Below are 15458 nucleotides of genomic sequence, written 5' to 3'. Positions count from 1 at the left end.
TCAGCCTCGGGCGCCGTGCAACAGCATCATCAACGGCTCGGCGGCCGGAACGTCCGTGCCGGTCGCGAGACGGCGCAACTGCAGCCCGGCGATCAGCGCGACCACCGGCCCGGCCACCCGTTCCGGATCCGGCAGCCCGAGTGCGGTCAGGATCGTGACGGCCAATTCGTCATACGCCGCAAAGCATTTCGCCGATGCCTCGTGCAGTCCGGGGTCGCGCGCGGATTGCAGGTACAGCTCGTGCGGCGCGAGTTCGTCCGTGCCGAACGGCAACTGCTTGATCACGTGCTCCACGACGGTCGCCGCTTGTTCGAGGCTCAGCCCTTGTTCCCGGTATACCTCGACAATTCCCGCCAGCTTCGCTGTTTCCTCCTCGGCGAACAGCAGCATCGCCTCGCGCAACAGCTCGGTCTGGCTCGGGAAGTGATACGTCAGCGTGCCGAGCGAAACCCCGGCCGCGGCGACGATGCGCCGGTTGGTGAGCCCGCCGACGCCCTGCTCGCCGACCACTTTCAGGGTGGCGCGGAGGATCGCGTCGCGGGTGCTCACCACCCCGGCTCGGGACGTCGGTCCGGCCATCGCAGTACCTCTTCCAGTTGCGCGGCAACGGAAATCAGCCGCTCCTCGGAATGCGACGGGCCGAGCAGCTGGGCGCCGAGCGGCAACCCGTCCGCGGTCAGTCCGGCAGGCACGTTCACCCCGGGCCAGCCCAGCACGTTCCACGGCCAAGCGTACGGGCACGCGGCGATCATCGACTGATCGGTCTGCCAGCCGGAAAGCCCGTCGAAGGACCCGATCGCGGGCGGCGGGGTGGCGGTGGTCGGCGTGAGCAGGACGTCGATGTCGCCGAACATCCCGCCGATCCGGCGGCGCAGCACGGGTTCGAGCGCGCGGGCGAGTTTCAGCGCGGGCCCGGCGAGCAGGCCGCCTTGCTGGGCGTTGCTGCGGGTGCGCGGGTCGAGCGCGGACGGCTCCGGCACGCGGCGAGCCCAGTCGCGCACGCCGGTGAGCGACCGCGGCAGGAAGGTAAGGCCGATCAGCCCGTACCCGGGTTCGACCGGCACGATCTCGTGCCCCAGTCCGGCGAGCGTTTCGGCGGTCTGCCGCACCGCCGCTTCGACCACTGGGTCGAGCCTGGTTTTGGTGGCGGTGAAGGGAATCCGGGTGGAAAGGCCGATTCTCAGCCGTCCGGGTTCGCGCTTCGCAGCGGTCTGGAACGACGTGCCGGTGCCCGCGGTGACGTCGAGCAGCGTGGCCGCGTCGGCGACCGTCCGGGCGAGCGGGCCGAGCACGGTGAGGCCGTGGAACAGTTCGCTGCTGGTCGGGATCCGGCCGCGCTGGGTTTTGATCCCGACGAGTCCGGTCCACGCCGCCGGGATGCGCACCGAACCCGCGCCGTCCGACCCGAGCGCGGCGGCCACGATCCCGGCCGCCACCGCCGCGGCCGATCCGCCGGACGACCCGCCCGGCGTGTGCTCGGGCTGCCACGGATTGCGCGTCGCGCCGAACGCCGTGCCCTCGGTGAACGGCCATTGGCCCAGCTCAGGCGTGTTGGTCTTGCCGATGATGACCGCGCCGGCCCGCTTGAGGTTCGCTACCGCCGGTGCGTCGCCGGTGGCCACCGGGAAGTCGCCGGGGCAGCCGAACGCGGTGGGCAGGCCGGTGATGTCCACGTCGTCCTTGATCGCCACCGGCACCCCGAGCAACGGCGCGCGATCACCGTCGGCGCGGCGCTGATCAGCCTCGGCGGCCTCGGCGAGCGCGGCTTCGTCCCGCAGGACACGGAACGCGTTGAGCACCGGCTGGCTCGCGTGGGCCCGCTTGAGCGCGAGTTCGGTGAGCTGCACGGCCGTGACTTCGCCAGCTTCGAGCGCGGCGACCTGGTCGGCAAGGGTCGTGAACTCTGTCATCGCGGAAGGCATCAGCGGCTCCCCGTTCTCTCGTTCGCTCGAACGAACGTATCACGGTGGTTGCCGGGCGGCACCCCTGTCGGCACCGAGCCGGGGGATTGTTTCCTGCCCCAGCGCGGCCAGGACTCCGCTTGCTGGTCGGCCGCAGACCGGGTGACAGCCTGAGGAAGCCACCTAAACTCCAAGCCATCAGCCCGGCCAGCGCACGGAGGATCGATGACGTTCGACTTCGCCCGGTTCCCCAGCTTCGACGGTTTCCCGCGCGCCGGTCTGCACCACGGGCCGACCCCGCTCGTCCCGGCGCCGCGGCTTGGCGAAGCGCTCGGCATTCCCCGGCTGCTGCTGAAGCGCGACGACGTCCACCCGCTCGGCGTCGGCGGCAACAAGCTGCGCAAACTCGACTTCCACCTCGGCGCGGCGCTCGCCGACGGAGCCGACACGGTGATCACCTTCGGCGCGCTGCAGACCAATCACGGCCGTCAGACCGCCGCAGCGTGCGCGAAGCTCGGGTTGCGCTGCGAGCTGGTGCTCACCGCTGAGGTGCCGCGCTCCGGTGACGCGTACGAGCGGTCCGGAAACGTCCCGCTTGACCTGCTCTTCGGCGCACGGGTGCACATCTGCGCGTCGGACGCGGAAGCGACCGCGACGTACGAGCGGCTGCTCACCGACGCAGCGGACGAGGGCCGAAAAGTGAGGACGGTCCCAGTCGGTGGGTCCGACCCACTGGGCGTTCTCGGCTATGTGGATGCCGCTCGCGAGCTGGCTGCCCAGCTGGTGAAGCTGGGTCTGGACCACGCCCGGATCGTCGGTCCGCACGCCAGCGGGGCTACCGCGGCCGGGCTCGCGCTCGGCACGGAGGTGCTCGGTTCGCTGGACCTGGACGTCGCCTGCGTCAGCCACCCGCTCAACGAGGCTGTGGACAACTTGTCCCACCTCACCGCTGGGGCTGCGCAGTTGCTTGGGTTCGACCCACCGAAGCTCGAGCACGTGTGGCTGAACGACACGACGATCGGCGAGGGATACGGCATTCCGGCGTCGGGGACCTGGGAAGCGATCCGGTTGTTCGGCCGCACCGAGGGCGTCGTGCTCGACCCGGTCTACACCGGAAAAGCCGCCGCCGCCCTGGTGGAATGGGCGGCGGCGGGACGGTATTCGCCGGAGGAGACCGTGGTGTTCGTCCACACCGGAGGTCTTCCCGGATTGTTCGGTTACGCGCCCGAATTCATGGCCGAGGCGCGGAAGTAACGAGCACCGCCGCGCGAGCGGTTTCGGTCCGCACGGCGATGCGGAGCAGGACCAGCAACAGGGCGACGTTGGCGATCAGCGTGAGCCGCTGCGTCGCGCCCACCGGCAGCACCTCGGTGAGCACGTGGAACGGCTGCACCCCGGCCTCGTCCAAGCGGACAAACAGGAAGCTCAGCGCGAACAGTCCGACCGCGGCGAGCCCGAACTTCAGCCACCGCACCACGAACACGCGTTCCGCGGTGCCGCGCAACGGTTCCAGCATCGTGATCGCCGCGCCGGGCAGGCTCGCGAACGCGACCAGGCACGAATAAAGGTGGATGTCGCCGCTGAGCGGATTCGGGCTCGGCGGGTAACTGGCCGGAAAAACCGCCGCCACCGCCAGCCCGAGCGCCCACAGCATGAGCAAAGCCTTGGTGCTGAACGTCATCGGCACACCGCCGGCGATCAGCGCGCCGAGCACCGCGAGCGATCCGACGGCCACCGACAGCACGCTCGCCCCGAGCATGCCTTCCCCGCGGTCGGTGATCGTGTAGCTCGAAAGCGTGTCGTAGATCGGGTCGTGCGAGCTGATGATGTGCAGCACGGTGATCGTGAACAGCCCCCAGGCGATCGCAGCCAGCGCGGTCAGGCGCCATCCCCGGACGCCTCGTGAGTTCCCCATGTAGCCAGATTGGCCGTTCGGCGGCGTTTCGTGATCAGGGAAAACCCCTGATTCAGCCCCTACCCCGTGAAGTCGGCGAGGACGAGCACCTGGTCGTCGTGGCGTTTGGCTCGGGGCCAGCGGACGGCGTGCGGATCGTCATTCTCGGCGGCTCGTACTGCGTCCAGCACTGCTTCCGGGCCTTTGTTTTTGGCTAGTTGCAGGACTTCTGGCCACTTGAAGAGGCCGTACTCGTCTACTCCGATCGCTACGCCGTCGGTGGCAATGAGGACTGCGTCGATGTCTTTGCGCGGCCAGCTGCGTTGGACGGCTTTGTGGGCTGCGGCGGGGTCGGCTTCGGCTACCCAGAAGCCGTCTTCGGCGTTGCGCCTGCGGCGGACGTCTGCGCTGGTTTGGAGGAGGCCGTTGTTGCGCAGGGAGATTAGGCGGTCGTCGGCTACTACGTCGGTGCCGGAGTGTCCAAACGCGACTATTGGGCTGTCGGCCAGGACTAGGGCTTCGATTTCGTCGGCGGTCCAGCGGAGGATCGAGACTGTGCTGGAGGGGGAGTTTCCTGGGGCTAGGTCGTTGGCTTTGGCTACTTCGGTGATTGCGGTTGCCAGTGCGGTGGTTAGGGGTTGGGTGGGGTGGGTGGTTAGTTCATCGGCTAGTTGGTCGCGGAGGAGGTGGGCGTACCAGCCGCCTGGGGGGAGGTCTGGGCTTGGGGAGGTGGCTCCGTCCAGGACCAGGACGGCGTTGGGGAGGAGGGCGATGTGGTCTTCGGTGGGGCGGGGATGGCCGTCGGAACCGACTCCGGCTCGCTCGGCGGTCGATATCTCGGGCACGTCGTTGACTGTAGCTCTCGTTGGGGGGTGGTTCGGCTCGTCGCCTGGCGGCGACGTTGCAGGCGTTGGTTGCGTGGGGCACCCCGAAGCTTGAGTGTGCTGACGGTCTGGGGGTGCTTGTCAAGGCGGGAAAGATGCCTTGACAAGCACCCCCAGACCGCAGGGACGCTTCATATCGGGGTGTGGGGGAGGGGCTGGGTGCCTCGATCGTTGGGTGCACTGGCTGCGGTTTCGCGGTGGGTGGGGCTAGCGCCCCAATGTGGCGTTGGGTGCATGTGACGCACCGAACGCCGCTTTGGGTGCGTGGGGCGCACCCGATGCCGCATTGGGGCGCGCGCGTGCGGGCGGGTCGTGAGGGGAACCCTGAGGGAATCAGAGTCAATGAGGGTGGCCCTCACGTGCCTTGCGGTGTCAACGGAGGTTGACAGACTCGAGGTGTCAACCTAGATTGACATCATGACGGAAGCGACGGATCTGGCCGCTCGCGCCGGTGACCGGGATCCCCGGGTGGGGCTTCGGGCGGTGGCGGCGCTGAGGCGGTTGCTGGAGCAGTTGGAGGCCGTGCAGGTGCGGAGTGCGCGCATGCACGGCTGGTCTTGGCAGGACATCGCGGCCGAGTTGGGGGTCAGCCGGCAGGCCGTGCACAAGAAGTACGGGAGGCATTGATGTTCGAGAAGTTCACCCATGACGCCCGGAGAGCGGTGGTCGAGGCGCAGGCGGCGGCGCACGAAGCGGGGGCGCACGAGATTTCCGCGCAGGCCGTTTTCGCTGGGTTGGCTCGGGTTGAGGACGGCGAGGCGGTGCGGTTGCTGCGGGTTCTCGGGGTGTCTCGGGACGACGTCTTCGCCGAGTTAGCCCGCGTGCGTCGGCGTGGGGGGATTAGTGACGCCGATGCCGAGGCGCTTACCGAGTTCGGCATCGACGTCGATCAGATCGTGGACCGGATCGAGCAGACGCACGGGCCGGGTGCGCTTGCTGAGGCTGGGCGGCGCAGCAAGCGCAATCACTTGCCGTTTACCTCGGAGGCCAAGAACGCGCTGCAGATGAGCGCCCGGGAGGCGCACGACCTCGGCGACAAGCATCTCGGGCAGGAGCATTTGCTGCTCGCGTTGGCCAGGCAGCGCGGTCCGGTCGCCGATTTCCTCGCGGCGCGCGGCATCGATTATCCGGCGGTCCGCCACGCCGTCGGCAAACGCTAATGCTGTTCTTGCTCGTCCGGCCCGGTGCGCCAAGTGACCAGGGGGAGCAGGGCCTGGGTCAGCGGGCCGATGCTGAGGGCGTACAGGACCGTTCCGACGCCGACCGAGCCGCCGAGCAGCCAGCCCGCGGCCAGGACGAGTACCTCGATGCCGGTCCGGACCAGGCGCACGGACCAGCCGGTTCGGGCGTGCAGGCCGGTCATCAGGCCGTCTCGCGGGCCGGGGCCCAGGCGGGTTCCGACGTACACCGCGGTCGCGACGGCGTTCAGGACTACGCCGCCGATCAGCATCAGGATTTGCCAGACGAGCACGTGCTGGTCCGGCAGCACGGCGCGCACCGCGTCGACGGCCACCGCGATCACCGCGATGTTCGCGACGGTGCCGATACCGGGACGCTGCCGTAGCGGGATCCACAGCAGCAGCACGAAGACCGCCACGACGGCGCTGATCGTGCCGAACGTCAGGCCGGTGAGCTTGGTCAGGCCGTCGTTCAGCACGTCCCACGGGTCGAGGCCGAGGCGGGCGCGGGTGAGCATCGCCATGCTCGCGCCGTAAAGGGCGAGGCCGGCGAACAGCTGGGCACCCCGGCGGGCGGGGGATCGGCGGATGCTGAGCGGACTGAGGTCGATAGCTGCCACTTCTCCACTATTGGCGACAACTGGCCTGATATGCCATGGCCAATGCGCAATAATTGGCCTTATGGAACCGCTTGGTGGGCGCATCTCGGGGCGTAGATTGGCCACATTGCTGGGGGAATGGCGGCAGCGTGGCTCCCGGCAGGGTGCGTCCGACCTCGCCGCGGCGGTCGAGTTGCACGTGCTCGACGGGCAGTTGCCGATCGGCACCCGGCTGCCCGCCGAGCGCGAACTCGCCGACGCGCTCGGCGTCAGCCGCACGCTCATCGGGGCGGCGCTCGACCGGCTCCGCGCGGACGGTCTCGTCGCCAGCCGTCGCGGAGCCGGGTCGTGGGTGGCCGGGGTCGGAAACCGCGACGAGGCCGAGGCGGTCCGCGACGACCTCCTCGACCTCGCACGGGCCGCGCCGCCCGCCGTGCCTGGGCTGATGGCCGCGTTCGACACCGCGCGGCGGGATCTCGTCGAGTACGCCAGCGGCAACGGTTACCTCACCGGCGGCCTCCCGCGGCTGCGCGAGCGGATCGCCGAGCGCTACACCGCGCGTGGCCTGCCGACCTCGCCGGACCAGGTGCTGGTGACATCCGGCGCGTACTCCGCGTTCGTGCTGTGCCTGCGGATGCTGGCCGGGCCGGGCGATCGCGTCCTGCTTGAACAGCCGACGTATCCGAACGCGATCGACGCCGTCCGCGCGACGCACGCGTTGCCGGTGCCGGTCGCGCTCGATCCGGTGCACGGCTGGGATTTGCCCGGCATCGAAGCCGCGCTGCGCCAGGCCGCGCCCCGGTTCGGCTATCTCGTGGTGGACTTCCAGAATCCGACCGGACTGCGCCTCGACGCGGCCGGGCGCGAACGGCTCGGCGGGCTGCTCGCCCGGACGCGGACGCCGGTCGTGGTCGACGAATCGTTGGTAGAGCTGGATTACGAGGGCGATCCGGTGGACGGTCCGCCGCCGCTGGCCGCGTTCGGCGGGGATCTGGTGCTGAGCGTCGGATCCGCGGCGAAATCGCAGTGGGGCGGGTTGCGGCTGGGCTGGATCCGGGCCTCGACGGATTTGCTGGACCGGCTGCAGTCCTCGCGGTTCGCGGTCGATCTCGGGGCACCGGTGTTCGATCAGCTCGTGCTCGCGGCGCTGCTGGAACCCGAGGGCTACGAGGTGCTTGCCCGGCGGCGGACGGAATTTCGGGAACAGCGGGACATCACGGTCGCGGCGCTGCGCAAGTACTGTCCAGAGTGGACATTCCAGGTGCCGTCCGGCGGATTGTCGGTGTGGTGCCGGTTGCCGGAGCCGATGAGCACGCGGCTGGCGGTGTCGGCGGCTACTCGCGGCGTGCAGCTCGCGCCCGGGTCGAGGTTCGGGGTGCACGGCGGATTGGAACGCTGGCTGCGGCTGCCGTTCGGGCTGCCGCGCGAGCAATTGCCGGAGGCGGTGCGGCGGGTCAGTGTGGCGGCGGCTTCGGTGCGCGGCTGTGCGGATGTGCCCGCGGAGCGGATTCCGGTGACGTAGCGGGCTCGCGAGTGGCGATGGCGGTTCTCACCGGCATGCACCCCCGGAAAAGTGAACAGCCGGTGCACCGGATGGGATCCAGCCACTCCAGGGAGGGTGGTGGTCTCCTTATCCGGCGCACCGGCCGATCGTCCGAGGCGCTTCCCGGCACAGCCCCTCGAAGTGCCGGGAAGCGCCCTCGGTTCAGGCGAGCTTCGGTTGGCGCAGGCTTTCGCTCGGCGCGGTGAGCGAAAGCCTCCGGAGCACGCCCGTGGTGGGTCCCGGCGCCGCGGGGCAGCGCGGCGCCGGGACCAGGACCCGATCCGGCCGGGCGCGGTCGGCCGGTCGGGAAGTGCGGTCATGGTTCAGCCCCTGGTTCGAAGTGGCATGGGTGCGAAGGGGTGAGCCCGGCGCAGCGAACGGGCGCGCGCGATCAAGAAGTTGATCTTGACGTGGACGTAGCTCTCCCTGGGAAACCGGTCGAGCGGTCAGTCCGGGGAGGTGGTCGGCAGGGCGGCATCCCTGCCCGCGCCGTCGACCTCGTGGTCGCGGCTGACGCCGATGAGCTTGAGCTGAGTGACGGTGTCGCCGTCGCCGGCCAGCGCGAACAGCTGGCGCAGGCCGCCGGAACCGTCGTGTCCCGGTGAGACAGTCGACGCGGGCGCGGCAGGCGCGGCCGGTGCCGAGGGAAGGCCTTCGCCGCCACCGCTGCTGCCGCCTCCGGCCTGGCTGCGCTCCTTGACCGGCGGCGCGGGCTGGGTTTCCTGCTTCGCGGCAGGCGGCGCGGCGAGAACGCGGGTGGGCGCGGTGTGCGCGACGGCGGGGGCCTGCTTGCTGGCCTTCACGACGTCCGGCGCTTCAGGTTCTTTCGCCAGCTTCGTCGCGGGGACGGCGGCGGTGACCGAGCCGCTGGCGACCGGTGCGGGTTCTGGGTGGACTGGCGGTTCGACGACCCGGACCGGCGCGGTGTCGATCACGGTGTCGACCGAGGTGACGGTGGTGTGCAGGGTCGTGTCGACGGTGTCGTCGACGGTTCCGAGGACGCTGTCGAGAAGCCCCGGCTGGTCGTGTTCGGGGCTGCCGAGGAGGCCGTCCAGGAGACCAGGGCCGGAGTCGCGACCGGAGCCGCCGAGCAGGCCGTCGAGGAGTCCTTGCCGCGGTTCTTGGCTGGCGGTGCTGAGGATGCCGGGCTCGGGTTTGCTGCTGATGCTGCTGAGCAGGCCGGGCTGGGCGGTGGCTTCGCTCGCTGGCGCGTGGTGCTTTGGCTTGACGGGGCTCTTCGGCTTGGTGACCTTCGCCGCGGGGGCGGGCCGGGAAGCGTGGTTCTGCGTGGCCGGTTCGCTTCCGGCCACTGTGGTCGGCCGGAAGCTCACGTCGGGCTGGAAGTCTTTGGCGGAGAAGTGGAACCGGTGCAGGTTGGCGCGCTTCGCGCCGGTTGCCGCGCCGGGCATGGCCCAGGTGAGCGTGCCGGACGTGGCCGTTCCGGCGTACCGGTGCTCCGGATCGGTGTCGTGCGTGGCAGAGATCGGGTGGTCGACGGGGTCGCCCGTCGCCGCGTTCGCCTGCGACAACGCCGCGCCGAGCAGCCATCCGGCCAGCGTGAGCCCGCCTGCGACAGCGATTCGGACGGCAGGCCGGGCGATCGGCGCCGCCCAAGCGCGTGGCCGTCGTCGCGCGCCCGCGCGCGCGAAGGAGGAATTCCGCTCAGCGCGGTCGACCATGCCCAGCAACGCGGAACCTGTGTTCCCGAGCGGACTGGCGCTCGCGCCGGAGGGCGCGGGATGTGCGAGGCCGCGCGGGGTCGCCATGCCGGTCACGCCACCACCACCGTCCGCGCCTGAAGCTCGTGCGGCCCACCGCACGAGGCTGATCTTGCTGGGGCTCTCTTCCGGCCAGGTCGCAGGTCCCCCGGGGCTGCCCTCTTTCTAGCACCGGACGCGAGTGTTTCATCTCTCCCGCGCTCGATCCACCCCGTACGGCGGAACGTCCCCACCGGCTCTGGTGTCCGATCCGCCCTAGTCGATCACCCAGCGTCGCTTCAACCGGGGCGAATGCGGCCATCCGGGCGGCTGTCCGACGGCGCGAATTCGGGCGTTGACCCGATGTTTCGGCCACCGCGACACTCTCGGTATTCCGTTCCCGCAGGGAGAAACCGGGGCCGGGCCGCAGTCGTCAGACGAGTTTCCGCAGGCGTTCGACCGCTTCGTCGATCACCTCGTTGCGCTTGCAGAACGCGAACCTCAGCAAATGTTTCCACTCGTCCGGGTGATCCGTGAACACCTTGACGGGTACTGCCGCGACTCCGGCGCGTTCCGGCAGCGTCCAAGCGAGTTCGGCGGCGTCTTCGAAGCCGAGCGGACGCACGTCAGCTGTCACAAAATACGTCCCGGCACTCGGCCGTACAGCGAATCCCGCATCGGCAAGACCGGCGGACAGCCGATCGCGCTTCTCCTGAAGACTCACGCGCAGGTTTTCGACCCACTCAAGCTCGTTGTCGAGCGCGTACGCGACGGCCGGCTGCAGCGGTCCGCCGGAGACGAAGGTGATGAACTGCTTCGCCGCCTTCACCGCGGCGACGAGCTCCGGCGTCGAGCAGATCCAGCCGATCTTCCAGCCGGTGCAGTTGAAGGTCTTGCCCGCGCTCGAGATCGCGACGGTCCGTTCGCGCATTCCGGGCAACGACGCGAGCGGAAGATGCTCGGCTCCGTCGAAGACGAGGTGTTCGTAGACCTCGTCGGTGACCGCGATGAGGTCGTGCTCGACGCACAGCCGCGCGACTTCCTCCAGCTGCGCGCGCGAAAACACCGTGCCGGTGGGGTTGTGCGGCGAATTCAGCAGCACCGCGCGGGTGTTGGGCGTGATCGCGTCGCGGAGGGCGTCGAGGTCGAGTTCGAGCTGTCCGTTCTCGGTTTCGACCAGCCCGATGACCCGTCGCTGTGCGCCCGCCATCGCGACAGCGGCCGCGTATGAGTCGTAGTACGGCTCGACCACGATCACCTCGTCGCCAGCCTCGGTCAGCGCGATGAGCGTCGCCGCGATGGCCTCGGTCGCACCCGCGGTGACCAGGATCTCCGTGTCCGGGTCGTAGCTGGCACCGTAACGCTGGCGATGCCTGCTGATCGCGGCGCGCAGCTCCGGACGGCCCGGCCCCGGCGGGTACTGGTTGTCGCCGCCGAACAGCGAGTTCTTCGCCGTTTCGAGCATTCCGGCGGGCCCGTCGGTGTCCGGAAAGCCCTGGCCGAGGTTGACCGCGTCGTGCCGGACGGCGAGCGCGGTCATCTCCGCGAAGACCGTCGAGGCGAACGGGCGGAGGCGGGGGACGAGAGCTGGTTCACGCACGAGAACGCATCCTCACGGACAATGGCGGTGTGGAGCAACTCACCCCTGCCAAGGTCACGCCCGCGGACCCGCCCGGCGGAGCAGCCGGCGAAGAGGCGAAACGGCGCGGCCTGCGCAAGATGAAGCTGGTCGCGCTGTCCTTCCTGCTCGGCGCGACGATCGTGTTCCTGCTGACGAGCTGGGCGGAGTCGGCGGGCTGGCCGGGCTGGGTCGGCTACGTGCGCGCCGCGGCCGAGGCGGGCATGGTCGGCGCGCTCGCGGACTGGTTCGCGGTGACCGCGCTGTTCCGGCATCCGCTCGGGCTGCGGATCCCGCACACCGCGATCATCCCGAACAAGAAGGACGCGCTCGGCAACAGCCTCGGCGAGTTCGTCGGCTCGAACTTCCTGTCTCCCGATGTCATCCGCGACAAGCTCCGCCGCGTCGAGGTCGCCAGCAGGCTCGGCGCTTGGCTCTCGCAGCGCGACAACGCGGAACGCGTGACGTCGGAACTGGCGACAGTCGTGCGCGGTGCCGTGACGGTGCTGCGCGACGAGGACGTGCAGGCGATCATGGAGCAGGCCGTGGTCAAGCGCGTGATCGACAAGCCGTGGGGCCCGCCGCTCGGCAAAATCCTGGCGGGCGTTTTCGAGGACGGCGCGCACCACAAGCTCGTGGACCTGATGTGCGACCGGGCTTACGAGTGGGTCCGGGACAACCACCAGACGATGCTGCGCGTGGTCTCGGACCGCGCGCCGAGCTGGTCGCCGAAGTTCGTGGACGAAATGCTGGCGGACAAGGTGTACGGCGAGGTGCTGACCTTCGCCTGGGCCGTGAAGACGGACGTCAACCACCCGATGCGCCTCGCACTGGACAAGTTCCTCGGCGAGTTCGCGCAGGATCTGCAGACCGACCCGAAGACCATGGAGCGGGCCGAGCAGGTCAAGGGCCAGATCGTGAACCACGGCGAAGTGCAGAAGCTCATTGGAAACGCGTGGGCGACGGCCAAGGAAATGCTGCTGAACGCCGCGGAGGACCCTTCGAGCGAACTGCGCCAGCGGGTCCGCGGTGGCCTGGAATCGCTCGGCAAGCGCCTGGTGGACGACCCGTCGATGACCTCGAAGGTGGACGGCTGGGTCGAGAGCGCGGCGGTTTACCTGGTGACTCACTACTCGCGCGAGATCACGACGATCATCACGGACACGGTGGAGCGGTGGGACGCCGAGGAGACGTCCCGGAAGATCGAACTGCAGGTCGGGAGGGATCTGCAGTTCATCCGGATCAACGGGACTGTGGTGGGTGCGCTGGCCGGGCTGGTGATTTACGCGGTGGCGCAGTTGCTGTTCTGAGTCTCTGGTTCTGCCGTTGTTCTGCGGGGCAGGGCTGGTTCGGCGCTGTGGTGAAGGCTGCGCGGCCGGGCTTGGCTGAGGGCGGGTCGGCTGCAGTGCGGCGGGGGTGGGGCGACTGTGGTGAAAGCAGTGTCGCGAGGGTGGCCGAGTGCTGGAGCGGTTGCGGTGAGAGCCGTGACGTGCGGCTGGGATGCCTGTCGTGGCGGAGGCTGCGCGGCCGGATTTGGCTGAGGCCGGGTCGGCGGCAGCGCGGTGGGGGTTGGGCGGTTGCGGTGAGAGCAGTGTCGTGAGGGTGGCTGAGTGCTGGGGCGGTTGCGGCGAGAGCCGTGCGGCGAGGCGGGCTGATGGCGGGCGGCGGCCGTCGTGATGGCTGTGCGGTGGGCGCGTTGAGGGCTAGCTGGCAGTTGCGGCGAGGGGCGTGCGTGCGGCTGGCTGCCGGTTGTGGTGAGGGCCAGCGCGGCGGGGTTCTGGCTGCCGGTTGAGTCGGATTTCGTTGTGGTTGAGCGGAATTCGTCGGCCGTGAGTGGAGACAGTCCCGCCGACCCGACCGCAGCCGCCCGGGGCCGGGGCTTACTTCAGTGGTCTGGTGCCGCTGCATCGGCCGCGTTTTCCTCGGTCTTTCCCCTGTCCCAGCCCGGGTGCGGCGGGTGGTCGACCGTATGCGCGCCGTCCTATACCACAGCCGCACCCCGCTCAAACCAGTTGTCCACAGGAAGCTGAGTTATCCCCGGGGTTATCCACAGGAATTCACGGTGATGGCCTAATCGCTGTCCACAACTTGTGGGGATCCGGGGCATCTGCACGTGCACATGTGGCGTGTGTGGACAAGTTGTCCACAGGGCCTTAGTTGTGCACAGCCGCCGTGCGGGCGCGCCAGGAGCGGGCTTTTTCGCGGTTTCCGCAGACGCGCATCGAGCACCAGGTGCGGGAGCGGTTGCGGGATTCGTCGAAGAAGGCCCACAGGCAGTCGTCGGCGGGGCAGATTTTCAGCCGGACCCAGTCGCCTCGGATGGCCATTCGGGTGGCCGCGGCGAGGGTCGCGGTGACGGCGTCCGGGGCGAGCAGCGTCGGGCCGGTTTCGGTGAGCGTGAAACGGAGCGGGACGTCCAGCGCCGTCGCGGGCAGCCGCGGATCGCCGACCGCGGCGCGCAGGCTGTCTCGCACCGCGCGGGCTTCGGCGGGATCGTTCGGTGCCACGTCGTGGTCCGCGGCCCACTGCCGCCAGAGCCCCGGATCGTCCAGCAGGTCGTCGCCCCGTTCGATGTCGACGGTGTTGAGAAAGGCGACCACCAGGGAAGCGTCGGTGTGCACCTGCCCAGTGTACGGGCGATATCGGTTGCGACCTGGTGGCCTAACCGACATACTCGCTTTACTGGTTACGCCACGAGGAGAGGATGGACGAAACATGGGTGCGATTCCGACATTCGGCGGCGTTGCGTTCGACTGTCCGGACCCGGCGGCGCTCGCCGGCTTCTATCGCTCCGTGCTCGAGTGGGCCGAACCTAAGGTCGCTGAGGACAACCACTGGGCCACGCTCGTCGACCCGCGCGGCGGCGTCCGGCTGGAATTCCAGCGGGTGGCTGATTACCGCGCGCCCGAATGGCCGTCGCAGGACACGCCGCAGCAGGCGCACCTCGACCTGGACGTCCCCGACCTCGAGGCCGCTCACCAGCGCATTCTCGGGCTGGGCGCGAAGCTGCTCGACGATTCCCCGGAGACCTTCCGCGTCTACGCCGATCCGGTCGGCCACCCGTTCTGCCTCTGCGCCTGCTGACTGCCTGCTGACACGGCGCGGCGAATCCGCGTAGGGTCGGATGCGTGATTTGTCCGAAGTGTCAGAACATGATGCGCACGGTCGACAAGAACGGCGTCCACATCGAGCAGTGCGACGGCTGCCGCGGGATCTTTCTCGACCGCGGCGAGCTGGAGCAGATCGCCGGTGCGGAGAGCGCGTTCTACCGGCAGCAGCCGCCGCAGTACGCCCGTGCCGATTCGCCTCGCCCTTATCAAGGCGGGTACTCGGATTCGCCCCGGCCATATCGGGGCGGGCACTCGGATTCGCCGCGCCCGTACCGAGGCGGCCACGCTGACTCGCCGCGGCCGTACCGCGGTGGCTACGGGGATTCGCCGCGACCGTACGACCGGCGGCGCAAGCGCAGCTTCCTCGAGAACCTCTTCGACTGAGTTGTCCACCGATCCAGTAGCGCTTGACCTGCGGATCTGTCCGTCCTGCGGCGACCGGGCGAGTTGTCCACAGGCGGACGGGGACCTCTTGCGGTGCGCGGAATGCGGGCAGCGGTGGCCGTTCCGGCGGCTGCCGTTGTTCGCGTTGACCGGCCCGAGCGCGGGCGGCAAATCGACGGTCGGGCCGAAGCTGGCGCAGCGGTTGGCGGGCGAGGCCGTCGTGCTGGAGCAGGACGTGCTGTGGACCGGCGCGTTGCGCGACGATGAACCGGGGAATCCGGCGTTTCGCGGGGCCTGGTTGCGGATGGCGGCGATGCTGCACCAGAACGGACGGCCGGTCGTGCTGTGCGGAACAGTCGCGCCGCAAGAGCTGGAACCGTTGCCAGAGCGCGTTTTCTTCTCGGATGTGCACTATCTGGCCCTGGTCGCGGACAACGAGACCCTCCGGCGGCGGTTGCGCGCCCGGCCCGCGTGGCGGGAGTGGGACGAGCCGCGCATCGAGGAGATGCTCGAGTTCAACCTGTGGATACGCGGGCAGGTCGAGTCCATCGACACGACGGACGCCCCGCTCGACGACGTCGTGACCGCGGTGGAGAAATGGGTCCGGGCCAGAATTGGGTCGGACCTAGGAATTGGTGCGTGAGCGGGAG

Annotated in this window: 16 protein-coding genes; 8 read left to right on the top strand and 8 right to left on the bottom strand. The window is 69.4% G+C overall.

Going from position 1 to position 15458, the window contains the following annotated elements; translation table 11 throughout:
* Together AB5I40_RS24350 and AB5I40_RS24345 are read right to left on the bottom strand one after the other, a co-directional pair.
* Nucleotides 1-579 (bottom strand): TetR/AcrR family transcriptional regulator, encoded by a 579-nt coding sequence (locus AB5I40_RS24350; protein WP_370932372.1) that lies wholly within the window; start codon nt 577-579, stop codon nt 1-3.
* Nucleotides 546-1922, bottom strand: a complete 1377-nt coding sequence (locus AB5I40_RS24345; protein ID WP_370932371.1) for an amidase — start codon at nt 1920-1922, stop codon at nt 546-548. The genes AB5I40_RS24350 and AB5I40_RS24345 overlap by 34 nt, the downstream gene beginning before the upstream one ends.
* 204 nt (nt 1923-2126) lie before the next feature.
* Here AB5I40_RS24345 and AB5I40_RS24340 point away from each other — a divergent pair, with 204 nt between their 5' ends.
* Complete coding sequence (locus AB5I40_RS24340) at nt 2127-3155, top strand: D-cysteine desulfhydrase family protein (RefSeq protein WP_370932370.1); 1029 nt, start codon at nt 2127-2129, stop codon at nt 3153-3155.
* On the opposite strand, the gene AB5I40_RS24335 is transcribed toward AB5I40_RS24340, so the two are convergent.
* Together AB5I40_RS24335 and AB5I40_RS24330 are read right to left on the bottom strand one after the other, a co-directional pair.
* A complete protein-coding gene (locus tag AB5I40_RS24335; protein WP_370932369.1) occupies nt 3133-3816 on the bottom strand; it encodes a DUF998 domain-containing protein in 684 nt (227 codons plus the stop codon). The genes AB5I40_RS24340 and AB5I40_RS24335 overlap by 23 nt on opposite strands.
* 59 nt (nt 3817-3875) lie before the next feature.
* Entirely contained in the window at nt 3876-4640 is a 765-nt protein-coding gene (locus AB5I40_RS24330; RefSeq protein WP_370932368.1) for a protein phosphatase 2C domain-containing protein, read from the bottom strand.
* Between the two features lie 456 nt (nt 4641-5096).
* Between AB5I40_RS24330 and AB5I40_RS24325 the strand changes: the two genes are divergently transcribed.
* Nucleotides 5097-5306, top strand: a complete 210-nt coding sequence (locus AB5I40_RS24325; protein WP_009071860.1) for a hypothetical protein — start codon at nt 5097-5099, stop codon at nt 5304-5306.
* Nucleotides 5306-5839: a Clp protease N-terminal domain-containing protein gene (locus AB5I40_RS24320; protein ID WP_370932367.1), complete on the top strand. Its 534-nt coding sequence runs from the start codon at nt 5306-5308 to the stop codon at nt 5837-5839. Before AB5I40_RS24325 ends, AB5I40_RS24320 begins: the two co-directional genes overlap by 1 nt.
* Here AB5I40_RS24320 and AB5I40_RS24315 read toward each other — a convergent pair.
* A complete protein-coding gene (locus AB5I40_RS24315) occupies nt 5836-6477 on the bottom strand; it encodes a hypothetical protein (RefSeq protein WP_354746075.1) in 642 nt (213 codons plus the stop codon). The two genes, AB5I40_RS24320 and AB5I40_RS24315, sit on opposite strands and share 4 nt — an antisense overlap.
* A gap of 61 nt (nt 6478-6538) precedes the next feature.
* On the opposite strand from AB5I40_RS24315, the gene AB5I40_RS24310 reads away from it, so the two are divergent.
* Complete coding sequence (locus AB5I40_RS24310; protein ID WP_370932366.1) at nt 6539-7978, top strand: PLP-dependent aminotransferase family protein; 1440 nt, start codon at nt 6539-6541, stop codon at nt 7976-7978.
* Nucleotides 7979-8445: 467 nt separating this feature from the next.
* Here AB5I40_RS24310 and AB5I40_RS24305 read toward each other — a convergent pair whose 3' ends face one another.
* Nucleotides 8446-9774, bottom strand: a complete 1329-nt coding sequence (locus AB5I40_RS24305) for a hypothetical protein (protein WP_370932365.1) — start codon at nt 9772-9774, stop codon at nt 8446-8448.
* Between the two features lie 355 nt (nt 9775-10129).
* Complete coding sequence (locus AB5I40_RS24300; protein ID WP_370932364.1) at nt 10130-11296, bottom strand: pyridoxal phosphate-dependent aminotransferase; 1167 nt, start codon at nt 11294-11296, stop codon at nt 10130-10132.
* Nucleotides 11297-11325: 29 nt separating this feature from the next.
* Here AB5I40_RS24300 and AB5I40_RS24295 point away from each other — a divergent pair, with 29 nt between their 5' ends.
* Nucleotides 11326-12624 (top strand): DUF445 domain-containing protein, encoded by a 1299-nt coding sequence (locus AB5I40_RS24295; RefSeq protein ID WP_370932363.1) that lies wholly within the window; start codon nt 11326-11328, stop codon nt 12622-12624.
* 843 nt (nt 12625-13467) lie between these two features.
* On the opposite strand, the gene AB5I40_RS24290 is transcribed toward AB5I40_RS24295, so the two are convergent.
* Complete coding sequence (locus AB5I40_RS24290) at nt 13468-13935, bottom strand: CGNR zinc finger domain-containing protein (RefSeq protein ID WP_370932362.1); 468 nt, start codon at nt 13933-13935, stop codon at nt 13468-13470.
* A 94-nt stretch (nt 13936-14029) separates the two neighbouring features.
* Between AB5I40_RS24290 and AB5I40_RS24285 the strand changes: the two genes are divergently transcribed.
* From AB5I40_RS24285 to AB5I40_RS24275, 3 genes are all read left to right on the top strand, one after another.
* Entirely contained in the window at nt 14030-14398 is a 369-nt protein-coding gene (locus tag AB5I40_RS24285; protein ID WP_370932361.1) for a VOC family protein, read from the top strand.
* A gap of 71 nt (nt 14399-14469) precedes the next feature.
* On the top strand, nt 14470-14808 hold the full coding sequence (locus AB5I40_RS24280; RefSeq protein ID WP_370940595.1) for a zf-TFIIB domain-containing protein: 339 nt from the start codon (nt 14470-14472) through the stop codon (nt 14806-14808).
* 1 nt (nt 14809) lies between these two features.
* The gene (locus AB5I40_RS24275) at nt 14810-15451 is read left to right on the top strand and encodes an AAA family ATPase (RefSeq protein ID WP_370932360.1); all 642 of its coding nucleotides are present in this window, start codon (nt 14810-14812) and stop codon (nt 15449-15451) included.
* Nucleotides 15452-15458 lie beyond the last annotated feature (7 nt).

Source organism: Amycolatopsis sp. cg13 (genome assembly GCF_041346965.1).
Taxonomy (GTDB): domain Bacteria; phylum Actinomycetota; class Actinomycetes; order Mycobacteriales; family Pseudonocardiaceae; genus Amycolatopsis.
Note: the sequence above shows the minus strand (reverse complement) of the source record. Positions and strands in the feature narration are given on the sequence as shown.

Excerpts from the sequence above, each read along its gene's own strand:
- AB5I40_RS24285 (WP_370932361.1), top strand. The coding sequence starts at position 14,030 with ATGGGTGCGATTCCGACATTCGGCGGCGTTGCGTTCGACTGTCCGGAC.
- AB5I40_RS24280 (WP_370940595.1), top strand. The coding sequence starts at position 14,470 with ATGCGCACGGTCGACAAGAACGGCGTCCACATCGAGCAGTGCGACGGC.
- AB5I40_RS24335 (WP_370932369.1), bottom strand. The coding sequence starts at position 3,816 with ATGGGGAACTCACGAGGCGTCCGGGGATGGCGCCTGACCGCGCTGGCT.
- AB5I40_RS24310 (WP_370932366.1), top strand. The coding sequence starts at position 6,539 with ATGGAACCGCTTGGTGGGCGCATCTCGGGGCGTAGATTGGCCACATTG.
- AB5I40_RS24340 (WP_370932370.1), top strand. The coding sequence starts at position 2,127 with ATGACGTTCGACTTCGCCCGGTTCCCCAGCTTCGACGGTTTCCCGCGC.
- AB5I40_RS24350 (WP_370932372.1), bottom strand. The coding sequence starts at position 579 with ATGGCCGGACCGACGTCCCGAGCCGGGGTGGTGAGCACCCGCGACGCG.
- AB5I40_RS24320 (WP_370932367.1), top strand. The coding sequence starts at position 5,306 with ATGTTCGAGAAGTTCACCCATGACGCCCGGAGAGCGGTGGTCGAGGCG.
- AB5I40_RS24345 (WP_370932371.1), bottom strand. The coding sequence starts at position 1,922 with ATGCCTTCCGCGATGACAGAGTTCACGACCCTTGCCGACCAGGTCGCC.
- AB5I40_RS24325 (WP_009071860.1), top strand. The coding sequence starts at position 5,097 with ATGACGGAAGCGACGGATCTGGCCGCTCGCGCCGGTGACCGGGATCCC.